This is a genomic window from Actinoplanes sp. NPDC021490 (assembly GCF_055562135.1).
In genome coordinates this window covers 385,671-406,848 of sequence record NZ_JBVHFW010000006.1, presented here as the reverse complement: position 1 = coordinate 406,848, position 21,178 = coordinate 385,671, and the positions used below count along the sequence as shown (strand labels likewise).

Below are 21,178 nucleotides of genomic sequence, written 5' to 3'. Positions count from 1 at the left end.
GCGCTTGGGCGCCGGCGCGCCAAGCCGGCCACGAGTGCTTCACGACCCCCATATGGACAGTGCCGGGCCGCGGCCGGCCTTCATCCGCCGGGTCGCCTGCCGATGACCATGGCGTGAGAGTAGGGACGGTGCCGCAGTACGCCCTCATCGGGGTGGCCGGGCTCGTGCTGCAGTTTGCCCTGCCGCACTGGCCGGTGAGCGTCGGCCTGGTCGTCTCGAGCACTCCTATTGCGATCGCCGGATTCTGGGCCTGCGCCGGGTTCCGCCGGCAGGCCCGGAGCCGGAGTGGCCGGCAGCGGGTCGGGTTGGTGCTCGCCTCCGTGGCGGCCGCCCTGCTCGGCGCGGGATACGTGCTCTACACCGCGGGCGCCGTCGTCCCCTCGGCCACGGTGCTCAACAGTGCGGCCGACGCCCTCAGCATCCTGGCCGCCGCGGTGACGGTGCCGGCGATTCTGGTGGCTGTGCCCCCGTTCGGACACCGGCTGGCCCGGGGCACGTACGCCATCGACGTCATGACGGTCGCCGGCGCCATCTTCGCCACCGCGTGGCAATTCGTGCTTGCCCCCACGCTCGTCCAGCTCCCGCCCGACCAGCGCGCGAGATTCCTGGTCACCGTGCTGCCCGAGATCGTCGCAGCCGCCCTCGCCCTCATGCTGATGTCACGCCCAGGCGCCCACCAGTACCGATCCATGCGGGTCATGGCCGCCGGCATGGGCACGTTCGCGCTCGCCGCGCTGATCAGCGTGCGGAACCACACCGACAACCTTCCCTGGTACGCGGGAGGCCTGGGCGCGGTCTATCTGATCGCCGGCCTCACCATCGCGCTGGGCAGCCGGACCGCGGTCCTGCCGGACGACAGCGTCGCCGGTGAGTCGGCCGCCGGCTCCTGGAGCACGCTGCCCTATTTCCCGGTCGCCGTCGCCCTGACCTCGGTGGGCGTCGCGTACGCGCGCAGCGGCACCCTCAGCCCCGTTCTTGTCTGGTCGCTGCTGGGCACGGTCGCGCTGGCCATGTTCCGGCAGTTCCTCAACCTCCTCGTGGTCCGAGGTCTGCTGGCCGACCTGCACGAGCAGCGGCGCCGCCTGGACCGGCTGGCCCACCACGACACCTTGACCGGGCTGCCCAACCGCGGCGCCTTCTACGACCGGGCGCGCGAAGCGCTCGACCGGGCCAAGCCGGGCAGCGGCACCGCGGTGCTGCTGCTCGACCTGGACGGCTTCAAGCAGGTCAACGACACGCTGGGCCACGCGGCCGGCGACGCCCTGCTCGTCGGTGTGGCCGAACGGCTCACCGCCGCACAGCGTGAGGGCGACACCTCGGCCCGGCTCGGCGGCGACGAGTTCGCCGTGGTCGTTCCCGGCATCCGCGAGCCCGGCGACGCCGTGGCCGTCGGCAACCGCATCCTCGAGCGGCTGGCCGAGCCGATCAACGTCGGCGGCCGTCAGCTGCGGGCGTACGGCAGCGTGGGCGTCACCATTGCCGTCGGACCCGGCCACGACCTCGACCGTCTCCTGCACGAAGCCGACCTCGCGCTGTACGCGGCCAAGGCCGCCGGCAAAGGCGTGGTACGCCGCTACCAGCCGGCCGCGGCCGGCTCCACCGACGTTCGTTCACCCGCTGTCCCGTAAGGCGTCAGCGTCGCAACGTGTCGCTGGGAAGAACGCCGTACCGATCGCGATAGGCGGCGGCGAACCGGCTCGGGTGGACGAAGCCGGCCTGGTACGCGATCTCGGCCACGGTGGCGTGCGCCGGGTCCGCCCGGATCAGCTGCTCGTGCACCAGCCCCAGGCGCAGTTCCCGGAGGTACGAGGTCGGCGGCATGCCGATGTAGCGGCGGAAGCTCAGCTGGAGCGACCGGGGGCTGACCCCGGCGACGCGGGCCAGTTCGGTCACCGTGTAGGGCCGCGCCGGCTCGGCGTGCATGAGCTCGACCACTTTGCGGACCGCACGGGGCGCCGCCAGAACCGGCCGGGGCCGGTGCAACGCCTCCCGGTACGGGTGATCCGAGGCCAGCAGCAGCCCGGTGATCAGGTTTTCGCGGAGCCGGGCGCCCAGCACCGGATGATGCAGCAGGCCGTCACCGCGGGCCGACTCGGCGGCGACCAGCCGAACCAGGTTCAGCCAGCTCGCACCGGCCGCGCCGGACAGGTCCAGGGCCGGCTCGAGCCGGATCGGGCCGCGGACCGGCGCGTCCAGCAGGTCGGCCAGATGGTCCTCCAGCGCCTGCTGCTCGATCTTGACCGCCAGCAGACGGCAGTCGCCGCTCCACCGTTCCAGGGTCGTCTCGCCGACCGGCTGAAACACCGCCGCGCTGCTGGTGGTGGCGGTGTGCGAGAGACCGTGGCCCTGGCGCCAGTCCACCGACCCGGTCACGGGCACATCGACGTGATAGGCGCCCAGCTCACCGAACCGCATGCGGATGTCGGTGCCGAAGCTCAGATCGCCCAGCGTGACCGGGCCGGCCGGAGCGATGCCGAACCGTGCTCGCCAGCCGCGCGTGCCGGACAGGGTGTCGACCGAGTTGGCGTAGAAGTGCCGGGCGAGGATCGACCTCGCCTCGTCGAGGTCGCCCGTGCTTTCGGTCAGGAAACGCATAACTACAGCTTGACGCACAGATTCGCGGCCCGGGAGCAATCGGCCACCGGCCACCCGAGCGATTCCGGCCTCGCGGAGGGCGATCTGTGCGGTCCGGGGATCCGGAGGGGCGTGACACCATGCTTGGCGTGATTCCTGAGGCGTGCGGCGCGCGATCGACCGGGTGACCGGCGTCGTGCTGATCGGCCTCGGAGTCCGGCTCGCCGTGACGACCGCACGGCAGGACGAGCGCGGCCGCACCCTGATGTAAAGGGGACGGCACCACTACGATCGCGGGGTGACAACGGCGACCGTGCAGACCGAAGCGCCTCCGGAGCAGGGCCCGAAAGGCGGCATTCCGGACGTCGTACGGCGCCGGCTGGCCACGCTCGACAACTGGCTCAACCCGTACTCGTGGCTGGTCACCGCCTTTGTCGTGGTGGTGGCGGCGCTGCTGCGGTTCCCGGGGCTGAGCGACCGCAAGGGCTACATCTTCGACGAGGTGTATTACCCGACCGACGCCTGGGACATGCTGCAGCACGGCGTGGAATGGGACGAACGGAGCAACGGGCCCGCGTACGTCGTTCATCCGCCGCTGGGCAAATGGCTGATCGCCGCGGGGGAGGCCGTGTTCGGCAACAACGAGCTGGGCTGGCGGGTCCCGGCCGCGGTCGCCGGCACGCTGATGATCCTCATTCTGGTCCGGGTCGCGTACCGGCTGTTCCGTTCGGTGCTCCTGGCCGGCGCGGCCGGTCTGCTGATGGCGTTCGACGGCTTCCAGCTCGTGCTGTCCCGCACCTCGCTGCTCGACATCTTCCTCGGGCTGTTCATCCTGGCCGCGTTCGCCGCGATGGTCCTCGACCGTGACCACTACCGCCGTCGTCTGCTGCGCGCGCTCGACGGCGGCTACGACCCGGCCCTGGCGTTCCGGGCGCCCAAGATCGTGCCGTGGTGGCTGCTCGTCTCCGGGGCGCTGTTCGGGCTGGCGCTCGGCGTGAAATGGAGCGCCCTGTTCTTCCTGCCGTTCTTCGGCGGGCTGGTGCTGGTCTGGCGCTGGCAGGCCCGCCGTTCCGCCGGCATCGCCCGGCCGGTCACCGCCGGGCTGAGCGGCGACCTCCGCTGGGGTGTCACCAGCGTGGCCCTGACCGCGGTGTTCTACCTGGCCACGTGGACCGGCTGGTTCGTCACCGACACCGGCTGGTTCCGTCACTACCGCGAGGTGAATGGCCTGAGCGAGCCGCCGATCCTGGGCGCGTTGTTCAACCTGATGCATTACCACCAGGAGGCGTACGGGTTCCACAGCTCTCTGACCAAGCCGCACACCTACCAGTCCTGGCCGTGGCAGTGGCTGCTGCTGGGCCGGCCGGTGGCCTTCGACTGGAACACGTCCGGCGACTGCGGGGCGCCGAGCTGTGCCCGCGAGATCCTGCTGCTGGGCACGCCGCTGCTGTGGTGGTCGTTCCTGCCCGCGCTGGTCGGCCTGGTCTGGTTCGGCCTGGCCCGGCGCGACTGGCGGGCGTGGGCCATCTTCATCCCCGTCTTCGCCGGCCTGGCCCCGTGGTTCTATTACGCGGTCAAGGACAGCCGCACGATGTTCTCCTTCTACGTCCTGCCCGCGCTGCCCTTCCTGATCCTGGCCGTCGTCTACGTCCTCGGCGCGATCATGACACCGCCCGAGGGCATGACCACCGGCCCGTCCCGCACCGACCGCCAGCTGATCGGCACGGTGGTGGCCGGCGCCTACGTCATCCTGGTGGCGCTGTGCTTCGCCTACTTCTTCCCGATCTTCACCAACCAGCTCATCCCGTACGAGGACTGGTCGGCCCGCATGTGGCTCGGCAGCCGCTGGATCTGAGGCCGGCGGAGTGCCCCGGCCCGGCCGCCCGCCCCTCGTTGCCCGGAGCGCTCCACAGTGGCCATTCTCGGGCCGTGACGTCGCCGCGTCCGCAGCACCGGGTGCACTGCCGCATGCAATCGGCGCACTCGATCCCGTGTGACACGCTGGGGCCATGCGCACGGTCTTCGACAGCGCCGCCATCGCCGTTCCGGATCGGCTGGAGGCGTGGGAGAGCGCGACCTCGGCGTCCCTGATCCCGACCGAGATCGGCAGCCCGTGCCCGGCCGCGTTCACGGCCCGCCTCGGCCTCGCCGCGCTGGGCGAGGCGCAGGTCACCGCGATGTCCTACACGTCGCTGTTCTCCCGGCGGTCACCACGGACGATCCGGATCTCGGACCCCGAGTTCTATCAGGTCGCCCTCATCCGGGCCGGGCGGCAGTGCATCGACCAGGCCGGCGGCCGGGCGGTCCTGAGCGGCGGCGACTTTGTGCTCTACGACAGTTCCCGCCCGTTCGAGGCGGTCACCGGCGACGGCATCTCCGAGTCGATCATCCTGCAGTTCCCGAAGCGCCTGCTTCCCCTGGCCCCGGCCCAGGTCGCCCGGCTCTGTACGACACCCCTGCCCGGCGCGAACGGCATCGGCCGGCTGCTGGCCCAGTTCCTGGTGACCGTGCAGGAGGATCGCGACGACTACACCGGACGCGACGCGAAACGTCTCGGGCACACCGCCGTCGACCTGACCACCGCGATGCTGGCCCACCACCTCGAACGCGACGATCCTCCGCTGCGGTCGCCGTCGCACCTGCTCTACCTGCGGGCGGTGGCGTACGTGGAGGCGAACCTGCACCGGCCCGGCCTGACCCCGGCGACGATTGCCGCCGCCCACCGCATCTCGCTGCGCTACCTGCACCGGATCTTCCAGGAGCACCACCACACGACGGTCAGCGCGCACATCGCGGACCGCCGGATCGAGCGCGCCCGCCGCGATCTGATCGATCCGCGCTTCACCCAGCACACGGTCGCCTCCATCGCCACACGCTGGGGTTTCGACCGGCCCTCGGACTTCAGCCGCGTCTTCCGGCGGCACACCGGCCTGTCCCCGAACGAATACCGCCACGGCGCCGGGAACTAGAACTCCACCCGGATCGAATCGAGGTCGGGGACGACGAGCACCGGAGTGTCACCCGAGGCCGGGTCGGGAGCGAGCAGGAAGTACTTCTTGCTGGAAAAGTTGAGCAGCCGAAGGCCGTCGTAGCGGAACCGGTACGCCGAATCCGACGTGCCGATGCGGCGCTCGGTCACACCCGGCTGCTCGATCTCCAGCTCCAGGTCGTCCTTGCTGTAGAGCGTGACCGGGAAATAGCGCTCCGGTTCGCTGACGATCAGATCGGCGTACGCCGTGCCGAAGCTGCGCGCGGTGCGTTCGACGTCCCAGAACAGCAGCATGACGAGCAGAACCAGCAGTAGGGGCTGCCAGATCGGGCCGCGGTCACGCTCGTGGCCGGTGGCCGCGTCCAGGCGCACGCTGTAAAGGTAGGCGAGCAGACCCAGCGTCAGCGTGAACGGCACGGCCAGGTAATCGCCGACGTTCGCGATCAGAAACGAGAGCACCCCGGCCGCCGGCAGCCACAACGGCGCCCATCGCAGGGCCCGCACGAGCCGGGTGGTGGCACGGCGGCGTGGGTTGCGGGTGATCCACCCGGCGAGCACGGTGTGCAGGCGCAGCGCCACGAGGGCCGCGACGACCAGCAACAACAGAGGCAGAAAGAGCGCCGGTACGCTCCGGAGCACGTAATCGGTGCTGGACAGCCCGGCGAGGGTGACGTCGTAGCCCAGCGCCTCGGCCTGCGCGTGCGCCCTGGTCCATCCGAAGTAGAAGAGCAGCGCGGCCGCGACGGCCGAGGGCGCGCCAAAGGTCGAGATGTAATGCAGGACCCGCTCGCCTGTGTCGCTCGGCACCGCCGGTTCCCGGTCGCGGTCACTCACTCCTCGATGGCCTCGAATGACAGGGATGTCTCCCCGCGATTGCCGTAGACACTCAACTCCGCGGTGCCCACCTTCAGTTGCGGCATCACGATGACCAGACGCGTGCCCGACCCGTTGATCGACTTGATGGGCGCCTCGTAGGAGGAACCGCCGCTGTCGCTGATCCGGATTGTTCGGCCCGGCTCGAGCGTGTCCAGGTTTTCCCCCACTATCGTCACCTCGTAGCCGCCGCTGGTCGGCCCGGATTTCGGCCGGAGCCGGAAGAAACGCAGGCACTTGGTGGGACCGTTGCCTCCACCCTGCGTGGCGAAGGTGCGCTTCGGGTCGTCCCGGTGCATCTGGACCAGGCCCTTGAGGAAAGCCAGGACCGACCGGTCGTAGCAGTACAGCTGCTCCGGGCCGGTGATCCGCGATTCCACCTCGGCCAGAAGGTCTTCGACGTCCGGCCATCGATATTCTTCGCCCTGCAGGGCGGCCAGGCATGCCTGGCTCGCGCCGTCGTACAGGTCGCGGCGGAAGCCTTCCTCCACCGAGCCGGCCAGACGCAGGCTTTCCGCACAGTTACGCGACCGGATCTGCTGGTAGGACTCCCAGCCGTAGTCCTCACCGCCGCCGGGGCCGCCCGGCCCGAGATCGGCGATCCACTTGATGATCCACGGCACGTCCTCCTTGCCGCCGGAGTCGCCACCGCCGGAGTTCCCGTTCCCCGAGTTCCCGTTCCCGGCATTGCCGGCGCCGGAACTGCCGCCGCCGCTGCTGTCGCCGCTTCCCTGGGTATCGCCGGGCGCCGCCTGTCCGGGTGCGGGCGAGTCGTCGGCACACGCGGCCGTCCCGGCCACGAGGACGGCTATGACCAACCCCGCGCCGAGCCGCCGGAACCTCGCCCACCGCATAGAGCGGACGCTAGTCTCGCGGCGACCGGCCGGGGGAGGCCCGGACGGCCGCTTCCGGGGACAGATCGAGGACAGGGCGACCGCGCCGGTATCGGCGCGGCCACCCGCGTGCGACGGTCAGGAACGCCAGGTGTCGTTGACGGTCAGGGTGCACGCCGATCCGGTGTTGAGGGTTCGGTTGGCGCCGGATTCCCACGTGGCCGCCGAGCCGTTCTTCTTGACGTACTTGTATTCGATCGCGGTGCTGGCCGGCAGGTTGACCGTGCCCAGCCAGACCGGGTAGGCGGCCGAGGACAGGGCCACGCCGCCGCTCGTGTTCCAGTTCGACAGCTCGGCCCGGTTGCCCAGGACGAAGACGTTCTCGCCCCACGCCGTGGTCGCGTTGGCCGCGAACGTCACCGCGACCGTGGTGCAGCCGGTCGGCGGCGGGGTGGTGGTGCCGCCTCCGGTGGTGCGGGCGTTGATGTGCAGCGCGACCAGGCCGTTGGCCGGGACGTTGGCGGTGAACTGGCCCGACGAGTTGACGGTGTACGTCGTGCCGGTGCAGGAACCGCCGCTGAAGTCGGCGTTGGCGACGTCGCAGTAGGTGCCGGCCGGAAGCGACGTGCTGAACGTGCGGTTCAGAGCGCCGCCGCGGTTGAAGACGGCGTACGCGTTGGCGCCGCGCCCGAACGCGATCTGGTTGCCGCCGTTGGACCACCAGTTGGTCAGGCCCGTGCCGTACGACGCGTTGTGGAAGCCGACCATGTTCGCGGTCGTGCGCCACCGGTGCTCGCAGGCCCAGCCGGACGAGCAGTTGACCGCGCCCGTGGTGCCGTTCGACGAGGCCGGCGGACCCGCCTCCGGGTCGCTGAACGTGAACGACGACATCACCGACGGGGTCCCGTACGGGTAGGCCAGCATGAAGGCCTCGGACAGCGCGTAGTTGCCGCCGTCCTTGTAGGTCAGCTTGGCCCGCCCGTTGCGCTGGGTGTCGTGGTTGTCGATGAACGCCACCGCGTCCCCGCTCGACAGCAGCATCTGCGAGGGCAGGTTCTGCAGGCCGGACAGGTTGCCGTCGCGGAAGGCGTTGCCGACCACGTCGCCGTAGCGGAACTCGGTCACGTCGCCGATGCCGGTGTACTCCGACGGCGACGGCTCGCCCGCCCCGCCCTCGATCGTCTCCTGGAAGAAGTACGGGTTGCCGTTGAGCCCGCCGTAGATCGCCTGCAGATCGGCCACCGGCACGTGCTTGGCCGCGTCGACCCGGAAACCGTCCACGCCCAGCGAAATCAGATCGTTGAGATAGGCGACGAGCTTTCCCCGTACGTACGAGGACTCGGTCTTGAGGTCGGAAAGGTCGACCAGCTCGCAGTTCTGGATTTCCCAGCGGTCGCCCCAGTTGGCGATGTCGTCGTTGCCGTTGCGGCCGCAGTGGTGGAAGTCGTCGTTGCCGAAGGGCACGGCCGGGTACGCATAGTGGCTGTACGTCGAGCCCGCCGAGCCGGCGCCGGTGGACGACCCGCCGGCCATGTGGTTGAGAACCGCGTCGACATAGATCTTCACGCCGGCCGCGTGGCAGGCGCTGACCATGGCGGCGAAGGCGGCCCGGTCACCGCGCCGGGTCTGCAGCTTGTAGCTGACCGGCTGGTAGTCCTGCCACCACGGGTAGCCCGCGCCGGGCAGCACGACATGCTCCTGCGGCGGCGACACCTGCACCCCGCCGAAGCCTTTGGGGCCGAGCACGTTGGTGCACTCGGAGGCGACCGACGCCCACGGCCACTCGAAGAGGTGGACGATCACGTCGCGCGGGCCGGGGTTTGCGTCGGCCTTGGCGTCGGCCTTCTCGGGCCGGCCGACGACCATGACCGCGACGAGAGCGGCCAGTAAGGCCACTATCAGCGGGGCAATCCTTTTCATCGGGGGACTCCTTACTCGGGGGACGGGCGGCGCCGTCGGTGGCGGTCTCGACGTCACCGGTCACGGCGCCGGTGTCTGTGCCGTGGGGATGCCGGTGAACGTGGACCGCGGGATCGCTGCATGGGAGACCGCGGCACCCCACTACCAGGGGCGGAACCGGTAGCAAGGACGTAATCCCGCGTTCACATTGGAACGGACCATAGCAAGCGCTTGCAGGGGTTGGAAGGGCTTGCAGAGACTTGCGGCGATAAATCTCTGCGACGATGTCCCGATGGCGTACATCGATCTGGGTCTGGACGAAACCCTCAATCCGGGCATCCGGGGACTGCTGCAATACCGGCCCGGGACCGGCCGGCCGCTGAGCGAGCTGGCCGAGGTGCTGCTGCGCGGCGAGAGCACCCTGAGCCGGGGCGAGCGCGAATACATCGCCGCGTACGTGTCCGGTCTCAACGACTGCGCCTACTGCGCGGGATCACACGGGGCGACCGCGGCCGCCCAGGGCATGCCGGCCGACGCTCCCGTCTCCGACAAGCTGCGCGCGCTGCTCGCCGTGGCCGAGGCGGTCGTCAAAAGCGGTCACGCGGTCACGCCGGCCCTGCTCGAGGACGCCCGCGACGCCGCCGCGACCGACCTGGAAATCCACGACACGGTTCTGATCGCCGCCGCGTTCAGCATGTTCAACCGCTACGTCGACGCGCTCGGCACGACCGCACCGGCCGACCCCCGGGCGTACGGGATCGGAGCCGGCCACATCGTCGCGCACGGCTATCGCCCGCCGTCATGACAACGGGCGGCTCGCCGAAATCCGCCACTGCTCCCGGGTCAGGTCGTAGCTGATCTGCTCGTCCGAGGCGCCGGCCCGGTGCATGCCGAGGGCTTGCATCAGGGTCCAGGACGGCGTGTTGGCCGGGTCGCAGGCGGCCGTGATCCGGCGCAGGGCCATCGTCTCGAAGACGTGGCGGAGGAAGGCCTGCACGGCCTCGCGGGCGTAGCCCTGGCCGTGGAACCCGGGGTGGAACTGGAAACCGACGTCGCCGGTGTCCCGCTCGCCGGGCCGCGACGACAGCCAGACGCCGACGTCCCCGATGACCCGTCCCTCGGCGCGGTGCTGGACGGCGTATCCGTGCCAGGCGTCCAGGACGTTGTCGCTCATGGCCGCCTGCATCGTCAGATAGTCGGCGGCTTCGTCGCGAGTCATGGCCCCGCCCCGCAGATAGCGGCGCACCACCGGGTCGCCCTGGTAGGCCAGGAAGTCTTCCAGGTCGCCCGGGGCGAATCGGCGGATGATCAACCGCTCGGTTTCCATGAGGGCCTCCCGACGTCCGATCCGCCCTCAGATCTTGTCATATCCGCCGGTCCGTCAGTCGCAGGCGATGCCGTTGCGGTCGGGGTCGAGCCGGTGGCGATCCGGGCCGTGCACGGTCAATCCGGTGAAGCCGCGCTCGGCCAGCCACGCGCACCGATCGGTGACCGCGGGCGGGAAGGTCCACGGCACGCACTGGACGCGGGTGCCGTAGCCGCGGTCGCAGCCGTCCACGTTGGCAGGCACCGGGACGGGGGTGGTCGGTGACGGCCGGGCGGGCAACGGTTCGGCGCCCGGCTGAGCGGCGAACGTCTGCACGAAGGGCGCCGGAGCCGAAGCGGGCGCCGGCCGGGCCGCGGACGAGAGGGACGGAGAGGGCGAGGACCGGGCAGCCTTCTCCGTGGCGACCACCGCGGGCGGGGGTGCCGCGGCCACCGAGGGCGCGGGCCGGGCAAGTCGATCGGCCCCGGACGGCCGGACCGGCCCCGGGCGGTGCACCAGCAGCGACACGACCGCGGCGGCGAGCAGCACGAGGACGGCGGCCACGGCCGCCCGGCGCGGGGTCATCCGACCTTCACCCACTTCGCCACCGAGGGGACCCCGTTGGCGCCGACCACGAACAGCATGTACCAGCCGGGCGGGGCCAGGTTGGGGTTGCTGGTCAGGTTGAGGCCGATGGTGCCGCCGGTGACGGTCATCGGCAGGTCGACGAAGCGCTGGTTGGGGTCGCTCGAATGGGTCACCGCGGCCGGCCGGATCAGTTCGGCCTTGAGGACCGGCCCGTCGACCGTGATCGTGTTCGAGCTCCCGTACGCCCAGGTGTCGTCCTCCAGCGTGCGGATCTGCGGCCGCGCGCCGTGGAAGAGGTAGGGCGGGGAGTAGATCGACACGCGGGTGTCGAACGAGCCGTCGCCCGGGTTGTTGCCGACCGCCATCACCCGGCCGTCGGGCAGCAGGAAGGCCGACGAGTGATAGCCGCGGGCCACCGGGTCGACCGCCATGCCGGCCGTGAACCTGCTGGTTGCCGGGTCGAACATCGACGCCTCGTAGACGGGGTCGGCCCGGTTGTGCAGCGCGCCGCCGGTCTCGAACACCTTGCCGTCGGGCAGCAGCACGGCCGAGACGTACATCTTGCCCTGGGCCGGCGTCTGCGCGACCCCGCCGGTGAGCGTGCCCGAAGGCAGCAGCGGCCCGGCCGTGTAGGCAGGGGCGGGCTGCTTGAGGTCGATCAGGTCGGTCAGCCGGTGGGCGTCCGGGTTGCTGTCGATGTTGCCGCCGCCGACGGTCAGCACCCGCTGGTCCTGCGCCGGGGGCAGCAGCACGCTCATCGACTGGTCGCGCTGGTCCTTGTTCCGCAGGCCGGGCACGGGCGTGATCGTGTTCGCGCCGTAGTCGTAGATCGACGCTCCGGTGCCGGGCAGCCCGTTTCCGAAGACGTGGCTGCCCGTGTAGAAGAGCCGCCCGTCCTGCATCAGGATCATCGAGGGGTACAGCCCCCAGAAGTTCCAGGTCTGGTTGGCCTCGCCCAGCCCCAGCCAGCGTTCCTGGCTCGCGTCGAAGTACTGGGTGGCCACCATGCCCGAGGAGTCCTCGTTGAGGCCGCCCAGCGAGATCACGTCGCCGTTGCCCAGGATCGTCGCCGACGGGTACCAGGAGCCCGCGCTCATGTCGTTGACGCGCGTGTAGCTGCTGGTGGCCGGGTCGAAGACGAACGAGTCGCGCAGGCCTTTGTACCCCACCGTCCCGTCGGCCGACGGATAGTCCTTGTTGCCGCCCATCACCAGCACACGTCCGTCGGCCAGCTGCACGTGCCCGGCGCAGAACAGGTCGGCCGGGGTCGGCACGACGAGGAAGGCACCGGTCGACGGCTTGTAGACGGCGGTCTTGAAGGCGCCGGCCGCGAAGTCGCCGGGATTGTTGCCCGAGCCGGCGACCAGCAGCACGTCCCCGTTGTGCAGGACAACAGCGTGGATGGCCCGTACGGGGGTGTCGAACGGCAGCACCTGCCAGGCGCCCTCGGTGCAGGCCGCGCCCGCGGTGCACGCGGTCGTGCCGGGGGCGGGCTGGGTGACGTCCTCCATCCGGTAGTCGTCGGTCCGCAGCGTGCCCGCCCCGTAGATCGTGACGCCCCAGACGATCTGGTCGGTGCCCGGCGGCACGACCGGGGTGCGTACGGTCTGCTGCTGATAGGCCGGGGTGACCGCGAGCGTGGCCAGGTCGGTCCAATAGAGCCAGCCCCGCGCGACGTCGTGGCGGAACACGGTCATCACGGTGTCGGGCGTGGTCGTGGTGTACCAGACGCTCAGGTCGTACTGGTGGCCCGGCGTGACGTTGGGCGCGCAGGACGAGTCCTCGAGCATCATCGCCTTGCGGTCGCCGGGGGCCGACCGGTCGAGGGTGATCTGCATGGCCCGGGCGCCGGTGCGGGCCTGGCCGGTCACGTCGAAGGTGTACGGCGAGTCGCCCCAGCCGGACCGTTCCCAGCAGACCGGGAAGCCGTCGGCCCCCACCGCTTCCAGGCCGCCGTTCGCGACCAGGTTGGCCCCGGCCGAGGCGGGCGGCGTGGGCAGCGCCAGAGCCAGCACCAGGGACAGCGCGGTGACTATGCCGATGTCGCGGCGGTTCCGGGAGCTGAGCCAGGGTCTCATGGGCGGCGGACCCGATAGACGAGACCGTCGAGGACCAGGAACCGGACGACGAACGAGACCAGCAGCGTGAGCAGGTTGGCGATCAGGACCCCGACGTGCAGGCCCGAGACGAGCAGGGCCAGGAGCGGCACCCGCAGCAGCAGGTCGGCGTTGCCGAGCAGGAAGAAGCGGCTGATCCGCCCGGCGAAGCTGCGATGCTGGCGCCGGTTGCGATAGAGCAGCGCGTCGGTCAGCGCGAAGTTCCACCCGACCGCGATCAGGTTGGCCACGATCGCGGCCGGCACGTAGTGCATCCCGGACACCGCGTGCAGCAGCCAGAGCGCGGCCTGGTTGGGCAGCAGCCCGGAGACGCCGATCATCGCGAACACCAGCATCCGGGTCCGCTTGGCCCCGAACCGCAGGATGGCCAGGTGCTTGAGGAAACGTACGCCCTCGGCCAGGCTCGACTTGGACTCGCCGGCGTGGCGCCGCTGGAACGCGTACGGGACCTCGACGATGCGGCCGGGCCGGTTGCGCACGATCAGCTCGAGCAGGATCTTGTAGCCCAGCGGCCGCAGCTCGCCGGTCTCCAGCGAGCTGGCCCGGATCGCGAACAGGCCGCTCATCGGATCGCTGACCTGCAGCAGGTTGTTCCGGAAGATCACCTTGGTGACCACCGTGGAGCCGCCCGACACCAGACGCCGGTAGCCGCCGTCCAGACCGGCCCGGCTGCTGCCGCCGCCCGCGTAGCGGCTGCCCACGACCAGGTCGGCGCCGTCGCGGCGACCGGCCGCGACCAGGGCCGGCACCACCTCGGGCGGATGCTGCAGGTCGGCGTCCATCACCACGATCCACTCGCCGCGGGCGGCGCGCAGACCCTCGACCACCGCGCCGCCGAGCCCGCCGATCGCGTGCTCGCGGTGCAGCACGGTGACCGGGATCGCGCATTCCGCGGCGGCGGCCCGGATCACGTCGGGGGTGTCGTCGGTGCTGTCGTCCACGAACACGATCTCGGTGTCGCCCGGGGTCAGCGCCGACGCCAGCCGTTCGAGCAGCGTGCCGATGTTGTCGCGCTCGTTGTAGGTGGGCACCACGACGGTCTGCTTCACCGCCGTGCCGACCGGCAGCTCGCCGAGGGTGCCGCGCATCGGGGTGCGTACGGGAGTGATGGTCATGCCGGCTCCTTGGTGACCTTGCGGATCTCGATGGCGCCGTCGGCCGGGCCGAACGACTCGATCACGGTGCTGTTCCTGAGCAGGGCGGTGACGGTGGGCAGCGTTCCCGGGTCCTGGCGCAGGGCCGGGGAGGAGACGATGTAGTCGACGTCGCGCCAGCCGCCGGGCAGCCGGGCCGCGACCTCGGTGTCGAGGTCCAGCTTGTAGAACCAGATCACCCGGTCCTCGGGGTAGCCGGCGTTGACGCAGTCCAGCCAGAGCACGTCGTCGACGACCACGGTGGCGGGCGGCTGGGCCCGCAGATATCGGGCCGCCTGCACGTACGCCGCGTTGTCGTTGGCGGTCAGGGCGCGGCGGTCGCCGACATACCAGCGCGGCGCGACCACGGTGGCCGCGAGCACGACGGCGAGGGCGATGGCCGTCCACTTCCACCAGCGCCGGACGCGGGACAGGAGGAAGGCCGACACCCCGGCGATCGCCAGCGCGAAGAACGGCAGCACCTGCACCACGTACATGGCCGGCAGGTAGCCGCCGGGCCGCAGCGCGACCAGGATCAGGATCGTGCCGGCCACCGCCACCGGCCGCAACCGGCGCAGCGCCAGCCCGGCGATGGTGGCGACCGCGCCCGCGACGAGCAGGATGCTGTCGTAGTACATCCAGGAGTGCAGCAGCGAGTTGGCGCCCGAGCCGGCCTCGAAGATGCTGCCCGAGCCGGACCGCGAGCCGAGCTGGAACTGCACCGCGCCCAGCAGCGAGACGTGTCCCTCGCCGGGGAACAGCTCGCCGCGCAGCAGCGCGTACAGCGGGTAGAAGCAGCCGACGAGGATCAGGCCGCTGGCGAACGCGCCGAACGCCCAGGTGCGGGTGGTGCTGCGGGCGGTGTTCTGCCAGAGCGCGACCAGCACGGCGGGCAGGATGACCAGGATGGTCTCCTTGGACAGCACGCCCATCGCGACAGCCGCCCCGGCCCCGGCGAAGTGCCACAGGTGCCTGGTCGGGGAGAGCGCGAGGGCCAGCGCGGCCAGGATCCACACGACCGCGAAGCTGTCCAGATAGATCTGCCGGCCCATGGTCAGGAAGAGCGGCGAGAGCCCGTACGCGAGAAGGCCGAGCCCGGCCGCCCAGCGCGGAAGGCCGACGCGCCGCCCGATCACGTAGACGAGCAGGAGACCGGCCGCCTGCACCGGCAGCATGGCGATCCGGCCCGCGGCCACGGCCAGCAGACCGGGTGCGACCAGGCCCGGCAGCCAGGAGGCGGCGGCCAGCTGGATCCAGGCCAGCGGCGGATGGTCGTACCAGTAGGTGTAGTGGGCCAGACCCCGGCCGTGCTGCACGGCCCAGGCCTGCGCGAGATAGGTGCCCTCGTCGTCGCTGGCGGCCGGGAAGCCGGTGATGTTCCACGCGAGCAGGACCAGCACCACGGTGGTCAGGCCGGCCGCGACGAAGAGGTCGGTGCGGTCCCGCGGTTTCGCGGCCGGAACGGGAGGGGGAGAGGGCGCGGGCCGGACGAGTTCGAGGACGGTCATGCGGCGACCTTCTCCCGGGCGGGGGCGGGGGCCGGCAGGTGCGCCCCGACGTGGGCGGTCAGTTCCCAGTTGCGCCGGCCGGTGTACTCGCGCCAGACCGCGCGCAGCGCCGCCGTCGACAGGACCAGGGCGTACGGGAAGGCTCCGAGAACCAGCCGGGCGTAGTGGTGCCAGCGGATCTTCAGCTCGTATTCGCGGCCGAAGTCGTGCAGCCCGACGATCTGGAACATCAGGGTGGCCGCCATCGGCAGCACCGGCAGGAACGTGAACAGCGCGACCAGCACGGGCAGCCGGGCCACGATCGCGATGGCCACGCCGACCGGGATGACCACGCCCGAGAACGCCTGCAGGAACGGGCTGGTCAGCGTGTAGCGGGCGAGCATCCGCGACCGCCAGGTGGGCAGCCGCCGCCATTCGCCCTTGCGCAGCACCTGCAGGAAGCCCTGATGCCACCGGGTGCGCTGCTTGAGCAGGGCGCCCACCGAGTGCGGCGTCTCCTCGCGGGTGACGATCGTGGCGTCGTACGCGACCACGACCTTGGCGCCCCGGCTGGAGAGCCGCACGCCCAGGTCGCAGTCCTCGGCCAGGCAGGTGCCGTCCCAGCCGTTGGCCTTGCGCAGCACGTCGGTGCGGACGAACACGGTGTTGCCGCCGAGCGGGATGAATCCCTTGCGGGCGTGCAGGTGCAGCCGGCTGCGGAACCAGAAGAAGTACTCCAGGCAGTTGTGCAGGCTGTACCAGCTCGAGTGGAAGTTGATGAGCTGAACGCCGCCCTGCACCACGTCGGCCTCGGTGGCCCGGAAGGCGTGGTCGACGTGCTCGAGCAGCAGCGGATGCACCTGGTCCTCGGCGTCGAAGACCCCGACCACATCCCCCCGTACGTAGGGGAGGGCCGTATTGAGAGCACGCGGCTTGTTCTTCTGCTCGTTGTGGTCGGTCACGACCAGGATCCGTCCCGGCGCCGTGGCCGCCACCCGGTTGGCGACCTCGGCCGTCTCGGGATCGTCGTGCCCGACGATGATGATGATCTCGAAGGCCTCGTGCGTGGACCGCAGGAGCCGCTCGACCGTGTGCTCGAGGACGGCCTTCTCATGGCGGGCCGGCAGCAGCAGCGAGAAGGTCAGGTGCTGTTCCCCGTCGGGCGGAGCGAAGCGCGTGCCGGCCAGTGTCTCCGGCGTGCGCCAGGCGTGCATGGTCCACCACAGCGTGACCGCGGCGAAGGCCGCGAGCACCAGTGACACGACAATCATGATTACGGCAGCCAATGTCATGGCCTCTTCCCCGGTTTTCTGGCGGGCTTTCACTATCGCCCTGCGGAAAAGAGCCTAACCGGGTTCGGCTGCTTCGTATCAAGTGGACTGTCGTGGGTTTTACAGCCCGCCGGAAAGCGTTCTCGGGCCGGAAATGGGACGCAACACCAAATCCGGCATGTCCGGCTCTTCCCGGCCGATCGGTCAGCCCCGGAGCGCTGGGATCCCGTAGCTCATCACGGGATCCCGGCGCAACGGGCCGATCCGCCGGACCATTGAGTCGCGCGTGTTAACGCATTGCCTCAATTGCGTTCCACAATGGATATCCGAACCTCGGACAATTGGCGACCGGAGAAAAACTGTATCCCAGGTCACCATTCACGGCGAACAAATGGCTGATTCGGTGGGTCAGGAAGCGACCAGCCGGAGCGCGAACCTCCGGTATCCCAGCCGCTCGAAGGTGGCCACCATCGGGGTGTTCGTGCTGTCGGTGTCGGCCCGGATCGTCGTCGCGCCCCCGGCGGCGAGGATCCCCGTGATCTCGGCCAGCAGATCGGCGGCGTATCCGTGGCCGCGCTGCGACGGCACGACACCGACGTAGCCGACCACCGGCCCGCCCGCGTTGGCCGACGGCAGCGCCGCCCCGGCGAGCTTGCCCGACCGGTCGTACGCGAGCCGCCAGAGCTCCCGGGGCCCGGGCATCATCTTGTAGTCGGCCAGATCCTCGAGGGCCTGGGCCCGCGCGCCGTGCCGGGCGACACCCTCGCGGGTGGCCACGTCGAGGCTGCCCTCCGAGATCCGCTCGAAGGCGTCCACGAACTCCTCGTCGGTGGCGGGCGCGAACGTCAGCCGATCCGAGCGGCCGGGCAGCGGTGTCGCGCTGGTCCATTCGTACCGGTAACGCTCGTTGAGATTCTTCAGCCCCGCCTCGGCCGCGGCTCGCAACCGGAGCGCGATGCCCGGGTCGTCGCGGTGCTCGGGGACCGTGAAGATGTGGTACTCGGCCGGCGGCGGAACCTGCCGGATGAGCGCGGCCCACACCGGCACGGGATCGGTGACCGACGGGTCCGCCCACAGGGCGTCGAGGGCGAGCGGCCGGTCACCTTCGGGGAAACCCCACCAGACGGCCAGCCCGGCCAGGGTGCCGCCGTCGAAGGCGAGCCAGGTCCATTCGTGGCGGTAGCTGCGGGCGGCCAGATGCTCGAGAAACCGCTCGCGGGTGGTCGTGTTGACGGACGGTTCGGACAGACAGGTCAGGACAGGACCGAGATCGGACTCGGCCATGGTGCGGTACAGCAACGAAGCCTCCATGTGGGCGCCGATGAACATGACGTGAGCATGGGAACCCTCCTTTCCTGTCGACTGCCGCCGATCATGCCCGGCCCGGCCGTCGGGAGCACCTCATTTAGCCGCTGCGTGAACCCCCTCACCGAGCCATCAGGGCGGCGTGCAGCGCCTCGGGCGGCAAGGGGGACAGGGGGCGGGCGGCGAGCCAGGCCGCGGCGGCGGCGGGGTCCCGGCTGGGCACGCATTCGACGCGCCGGCCACGCAGGACGGCCCGCACGCCGTCGCGGACCGGGGTGTCGGCGGCCAGCAGGCCACCGGCCAGGACGACCGGGCCCTCCACGGCCAGCTCGTCGAGGGTGCGGAGGAGTTCGGCCGAGGCCGCCGACGTGATCGCCCGGGCGTGCGGGTCGGCCTCGCGGGCCAGGGCGCAGACCACCGGGGCGAGCGCGTCGATCTCGGCGAACGGCAGCGCCTGGGCCCAGCGGATCAGCTCGTCGGCCGAGCCGGCGCCCACCCGGGCCGCGATCGTGGCCGCGAAGGGCGACGACCATTCCCGTACGGCGGTGCGCAGCGCGGCCAGCCCGATCCAGCGGCCCGAGCCCGCGTCGCCCAGCAGCCAGCCGTTGCCGTCCACCGTACGGACGACGTCCTCGCCCTCGACCTGCGCGGCGATCGCTCCGGTGCCGGCGATCAGCACCACGCCGGCCGGCGCCGGGCTCCCCGCGGCGAAGGCGGTCACCGCATCGCCGACCAGCACCATCGGGCAGTTCAGACCCAGACCTTTCCAGACCTTCCCGTACGCGGTGAGCCCGTCGCCGGTCGCCACGGCGCTCGCCCCGGCCACGCCGAGCACACCCCGCACGACCCGTCCCGGCGGCGTGCCGGCGAGGGCCGTCCGCACCGCGCCGCCCATCGCCGCGGCCGCCGCCACGGCGCCGGTCGTCAAGGGATTGCCCGCCCCCGCCGTTCCCCGCCCGACGATCCGCCCGTCCAGTGTGGCCACGATGGCCTTCGAGGCCGTGCCGCCCGCGTCCAAGCCCACGACGAGGTCCATGGTGGAAATCGAAACATAGGCAACAGTTATTGACTAGAGGCAGCGACGGTCGTAATTTTCATCGGCAACAGCAATCGATGAAAAGGATGACCGACGTGACCGGTGAGAGCGGAGGCCTGCTCGGCCGCCTGCGCATGGAGGGCCCGCAGATGCCGGAGGCCCTGGCGCGCATCGCCGAGACCATTCTGGCCGATCCCGAGACGGCGGCCCACGCCAGCATCGTCGACCTGGCCGAACGCTCCGGCACCTCGACCGCGACGGTCACCCGGTTCAGCCGCACCCTGGGCTTCAAGGGCTACGCCAACCTGCGGGTCGCGATCGCCACCGAGACCGGCCGGGCCGAACAGGCCCGCTGGGAGACCGACATCAGCGGCGACATCGCGCCCGGCGATCCGCTCACCGACGTGCTCGGGGTGGTGACCGCGGCCGACACCCGGGCCATCCAGGGCACCGCGGCCGGGCTCGACGTGGCCGCGGTGGAACGGGTGGCCGAGGCGATCGCCGGCGCCAAGCGGGTCGAGATCTTCGGGCTCGGCTCCAGCGGCACGGCCGCCCGCGAGATGGCGTTCCGGCTCGAGCGCATCCGGGTCCCGGTCTGGTTCCGCACCGATTCGCACACCGCGCTCACCAACGCCGCCCTCACGCTGCCGGGTGACGTGGCCATCGGGCTCAGCCACTCCGGGCGTACGCGGGAAGTGATCGAAACGATGGCCGAGGCGGCCGACCACGGCGCGCTCACCGTGGCCGTGACGAGCTTCAGCCGCTCGCCGCTGGCCGAGGTGGCCGACGTCGTGTTCACCACCGCCGTGCAGGAGACGACGTTCCGGCTGGCCGCGCTGTCCGCCCTGCACTCGCAGCTGCTGATCCTCGACCTGATCTACGTCGCGGTCGCGCAGCGCACCTTCGAGCGGACCGCCGAAGCGCTGGAGCTGACCGTGCGCGCGGTCGACGCCCACCGACTGCCCGAAAAGATCCCTACCCGCAAGCGCGGGCGTTCGAAAGGACAGTCGTGACCAGTTTTGACTATCTGGCGGTCGTGAAAGAGGTCGTCGACCGCGTCGGCGGCGGCCAGCACGAGGCCAAACAGGCCGCGGCCGACCTCCTGGCCGAGGCCGTGCGGAACGGGGGAGTGATCCAGGCCTTCGGCTGCGGGCACTCCGAGGCCCTGGCCATGGAGATCGCCGGTCGCGCGGGGGGACTGGTGCCGACCAACCGGATCGCCCTGCGCGACATCGTCCTGTACGGCGGGGAGCCGCTCTCGGTCCTGGCCGACCCCGGCGTCGAACGCCGGCCCGAGATCGCGCGCCGGCTCTACGATCTGGCCCCGATCAAGCCCGACGACGTGTTCGTCATCGCCTCCAACTCCGGCGTCAACGGCGCCGTCGTCGAGATGGCGCTGCTGGTCAAGGAGCGGGGCCACAAGCTCGTCGCGATCACCTCGGCCGAGCACTCGGCCGGCGTGCCGTCGCGGCACGCGAGCGGGCGCAAGCTCGGCGAGATCGCCGACGTGGTGCTCGACAACGGCGCCCCGTACGGCGACGCCACGATCCCGCTGCCCGGCGGGGGAGCGGTCGGCGCCGTCTCGTCGATCACCGCGGCCCTGCTGGCCCAGCAGATCATCACCGAGGTCGTCGCGCGGCTGCTCGAGGCGGGGATCACCCCGCCCGTCTACCTGTCGGACAACGTGCCCGGCGGCAAGGAACACAACGCAGAGATCGAGGCGCGGTACGCCGGGCGCATCCGGCGCACCGCATAGGAAGAGAGCCC

Annotated in this window: 18 protein-coding genes; 6 read left to right on the top strand and 12 right to left on the bottom strand. The window is 70.9% G+C overall.

The window, feature by feature from the left end; translation table 11 throughout:
- Positions 1–128 precede the first annotated feature (128 nt).
- Complete coding sequence (locus ACZ3I4_RS19855) at positions 129–1,628, top strand: diguanylate cyclase domain-containing protein (protein WP_465383414.1); 1,500 nt, start codon at positions 129–131, stop codon at positions 1,626–1,628.
- A 4-nt stretch (positions 1,629–1,632) separates the two neighbouring features.
- On the opposite strand, the gene ACZ3I4_RS19850 is transcribed toward ACZ3I4_RS19855, so the two are convergent.
- The gene (locus ACZ3I4_RS19850) at positions 1,633–2,595 is read right to left on the bottom strand and encodes an AraC family transcriptional regulator (protein WP_465383413.1); all 963 of its coding nucleotides are present in this window, start codon (positions 2,593–2,595) and stop codon (positions 1,633–1,635) included.
- A gap of 277 nt (positions 2,596–2,872) precedes the next feature.
- Here ACZ3I4_RS19850 and ACZ3I4_RS19845 point away from each other — a divergent pair, with 277 nt between their 5' ends.
- A complete protein-coding gene (locus tag ACZ3I4_RS19845) occupies positions 2,873–4,429 on the top strand; it encodes a dolichyl-phosphate-mannose--protein mannosyltransferase (RefSeq protein ID WP_465383412.1) in 1,557 nt (518 codons plus the stop codon).
- A gap of 154 nt (positions 4,430–4,583) precedes the next feature.
- Complete coding sequence (locus ACZ3I4_RS19840; RefSeq protein ID WP_465383411.1) at positions 4,584–5,543, top strand: AraC-like ligand-binding domain-containing protein; 960 nt, start codon at positions 4,584–4,586, stop codon at positions 5,541–5,543.
- Here ACZ3I4_RS19840 and ACZ3I4_RS19835 read toward each other — a convergent pair.
- The 3 genes from ACZ3I4_RS19835 to ACZ3I4_RS19825 all read right to left on the bottom strand — a co-directional run bounded on the left by ACZ3I4_RS19835 (position 5,540) and on the right by ACZ3I4_RS19825 (position 9,189).
- A complete protein-coding gene (locus ACZ3I4_RS19835) occupies positions 5,540–6,370 on the bottom strand; it encodes a hypothetical protein (protein ID WP_465383410.1) in 831 nt (276 codons plus the stop codon). The two genes, ACZ3I4_RS19840 and ACZ3I4_RS19835, sit on opposite strands and share 4 nt — an antisense overlap.
- Before the next feature lie 23 nt (positions 6,371–6,393).
- Positions 6,394–7,290 carry an IPT/TIG domain-containing protein gene (locus ACZ3I4_RS19830; RefSeq protein ID WP_465383409.1) on the bottom strand — a complete coding sequence of 299 codons (897 nt, stop codon included), beginning with the start codon at positions 7,288–7,290 and terminating at the stop codon, positions 6,394–6,396.
- Positions 7,291–7,407: 117 nt separating this feature from the next.
- Positions 7,408–9,189 (bottom strand): carbohydrate-binding module family 20 domain-containing protein, encoded by a 1,782-nt coding sequence (locus ACZ3I4_RS19825; protein ID WP_465383408.1) that lies wholly within the window; start codon positions 9,187–9,189, stop codon positions 7,408–7,410.
- Between the two features lie 271 nt (positions 9,190–9,460).
- On the opposite strand from ACZ3I4_RS19825, the gene ACZ3I4_RS19820 reads away from it, so the two are divergent.
- The gene (locus ACZ3I4_RS19820) at positions 9,461–9,973 is read left to right on the top strand and encodes a carboxymuconolactone decarboxylase family protein (RefSeq protein WP_465383407.1); all 513 of its coding nucleotides are present in this window, start codon (positions 9,461–9,463) and stop codon (positions 9,971–9,973) included.
- On the opposite strand, the gene ACZ3I4_RS19815 is transcribed toward ACZ3I4_RS19820, so the two are convergent.
- The 8 genes from ACZ3I4_RS19815 to ACZ3I4_RS19780 all read right to left on the bottom strand — a co-directional run bounded on the left by ACZ3I4_RS19815 (position 9,968) and on the right by ACZ3I4_RS19780 (position 19,411).
- Positions 9,968–10,495, bottom strand: a complete 528-nt coding sequence (locus ACZ3I4_RS19815) for a GNAT family N-acetyltransferase (RefSeq protein WP_465383406.1) — start codon at positions 10,493–10,495, stop codon at positions 9,968–9,970. The genes ACZ3I4_RS19820 and ACZ3I4_RS19815 overlap by 6 nt on opposite strands.
- Before the next feature lie 54 nt (positions 10,496–10,549).
- A complete protein-coding gene (locus ACZ3I4_RS19810; RefSeq protein WP_465383405.1) occupies positions 10,550–11,059 on the bottom strand; it encodes a hypothetical protein in 510 nt (169 codons plus the stop codon).
- Entirely contained in the window at positions 11,056–13,140 is a 2,085-nt protein-coding gene (locus ACZ3I4_RS19805) for a galactose oxidase-like domain-containing protein (RefSeq protein ID WP_465383404.1), read from the bottom strand. Before ACZ3I4_RS19805 ends, ACZ3I4_RS19810 begins: the two co-directional genes overlap by 4 nt.
- The gene (locus tag ACZ3I4_RS19800; RefSeq protein WP_465383403.1) at positions 13,137–14,294 is read right to left on the bottom strand and encodes a glycosyltransferase; all 1,158 of its coding nucleotides are present in this window, start codon (positions 14,292–14,294) and stop codon (positions 13,137–13,139) included. Before ACZ3I4_RS19800 ends, ACZ3I4_RS19805 begins: the two co-directional genes overlap by 4 nt.
- Entirely contained in the window at positions 14,291–15,820 is a 1,530-nt protein-coding gene (locus ACZ3I4_RS19795; RefSeq protein WP_465383402.1) for an ArnT family glycosyltransferase, read from the bottom strand. The genes ACZ3I4_RS19800 and ACZ3I4_RS19795 overlap by 4 nt, the downstream gene beginning before the upstream one ends.
- Positions 15,817–17,091: a glycosyltransferase gene (locus ACZ3I4_RS19790; protein ID WP_465383401.1), complete on the bottom strand. Its 1,275-nt coding sequence runs from the start codon at positions 17,089–17,091 to the stop codon at positions 15,817–15,819. The genes ACZ3I4_RS19795 and ACZ3I4_RS19790 overlap by 4 nt, the downstream gene beginning before the upstream one ends.
- Positions 17,092–17,478: 387 nt before the next feature.
- Positions 17,479–18,399: a GNAT family N-acetyltransferase gene (locus tag ACZ3I4_RS19785; protein ID WP_465383400.1), complete on the bottom strand. Its 921-nt coding sequence runs from the start codon at positions 18,397–18,399 to the stop codon at positions 17,479–17,481.
- A 97-nt stretch (positions 18,400–18,496) separates the two neighbouring features.
- The gene (locus ACZ3I4_RS19780; RefSeq protein ID WP_465383399.1) at positions 18,497–19,411 is read right to left on the bottom strand and encodes an N-acetylglucosamine kinase; all 915 of its coding nucleotides are present in this window, start codon (positions 19,409–19,411) and stop codon (positions 18,497–18,499) included.
- Between the two features lie 86 nt (positions 19,412–19,497).
- Here ACZ3I4_RS19780 and ACZ3I4_RS19775 point away from each other — a divergent pair, with 86 nt between their 5' ends.
- Positions 19,498–20,424: a MurR/RpiR family transcriptional regulator gene (locus ACZ3I4_RS19775; protein WP_465383398.1), complete on the top strand. Its 927-nt coding sequence runs from the start codon at positions 19,498–19,500 to the stop codon at positions 20,422–20,424.
- On the top strand, positions 20,421–21,167 hold the full coding sequence (locus ACZ3I4_RS19770; protein WP_465383397.1) for a sugar isomerase domain-containing protein: 747 nt from the start codon (positions 20,421–20,423) through the stop codon (positions 21,165–21,167). Before ACZ3I4_RS19775 ends, ACZ3I4_RS19770 begins: the two co-directional genes overlap by 4 nt.
- Positions 21,168–21,178 lie beyond the last annotated feature (11 nt).

Bases quoted from the DNA above. Each gene is read 5' to 3' on its own strand.
- ACZ3I4_RS19850 (WP_465383413.1), bottom strand. From the start codon at position 2,595: ATGCGTTTCCTGACCGAAAGCACGGGCGACCTCGACGAGGCGAGGTCG.
- ACZ3I4_RS19840 (WP_465383411.1), top strand. From the start codon at position 4,584: ATGCGCACGGTCTTCGACAGCGCCGCCATCGCCGTTCCGGATCGGCTG.
- ACZ3I4_RS19830 (WP_465383409.1), bottom strand. From the start codon at position 7,290: ATGCGGTGGGCGAGGTTCCGGCGGCTCGGCGCGGGGTTGGTCATAGCC.
- ACZ3I4_RS19825 (WP_465383408.1), bottom strand. From the start codon at position 9,189: ATGAAAAGGATTGCCCCGCTGATAGTGGCCTTACTGGCCGCTCTCGTC.
- ACZ3I4_RS19820 (WP_465383407.1), top strand. From the start codon at position 9,461: ATGGCGTACATCGATCTGGGTCTGGACGAAACCCTCAATCCGGGCATC.
- ACZ3I4_RS19815 (WP_465383406.1), bottom strand. From the start codon at position 10,495: ATGGAAACCGAGCGGTTGATCATCCGCCGATTCGCCCCGGGCGACCTG.
- ACZ3I4_RS19810 (WP_465383405.1), bottom strand. From the start codon at position 11,059: ATGACCCCGCGCCGGGCGGCCGTGGCCGCCGTCCTCGTGCTGCTCGCC.
- ACZ3I4_RS19805 (WP_465383404.1), bottom strand. From the start codon at position 13,140: ATGAGACCCTGGCTCAGCTCCCGGAACCGCCGCGACATCGGCATAGTC.
- ACZ3I4_RS19800 (WP_465383403.1), bottom strand. From the start codon at position 14,294: ATGACCATCACTCCCGTACGCACCCCGATGCGCGGCACCCTCGGCGAG.
- ACZ3I4_RS19795 (WP_465383402.1), bottom strand. From the start codon at position 15,820: ATGACCGTCCTCGAACTCGTCCGGCCCGCGCCCTCTCCCCCTCCCGTT.
- ACZ3I4_RS19790 (WP_465383401.1), bottom strand. From the start codon at position 17,091: ATGACATTGGCTGCCGTAATCATGATTGTCGTGTCACTGGTGCTCGCG.
- ACZ3I4_RS19785 (WP_465383400.1), bottom strand. From the start codon at position 18,399: ATGTTCATCGGCGCCCACATGGAGGCTTCGTTGCTGTACCGCACCATG.
- ACZ3I4_RS19780 (WP_465383399.1), bottom strand. From the start codon at position 19,411: ATGGACCTCGTCGTGGGCTTGGACGCGGGCGGCACGGCCTCGAAGGCC.
- ACZ3I4_RS19775 (WP_465383398.1), top strand. From the start codon at position 19,498: ATGACCGACGTGACCGGTGAGAGCGGAGGCCTGCTCGGCCGCCTGCGC.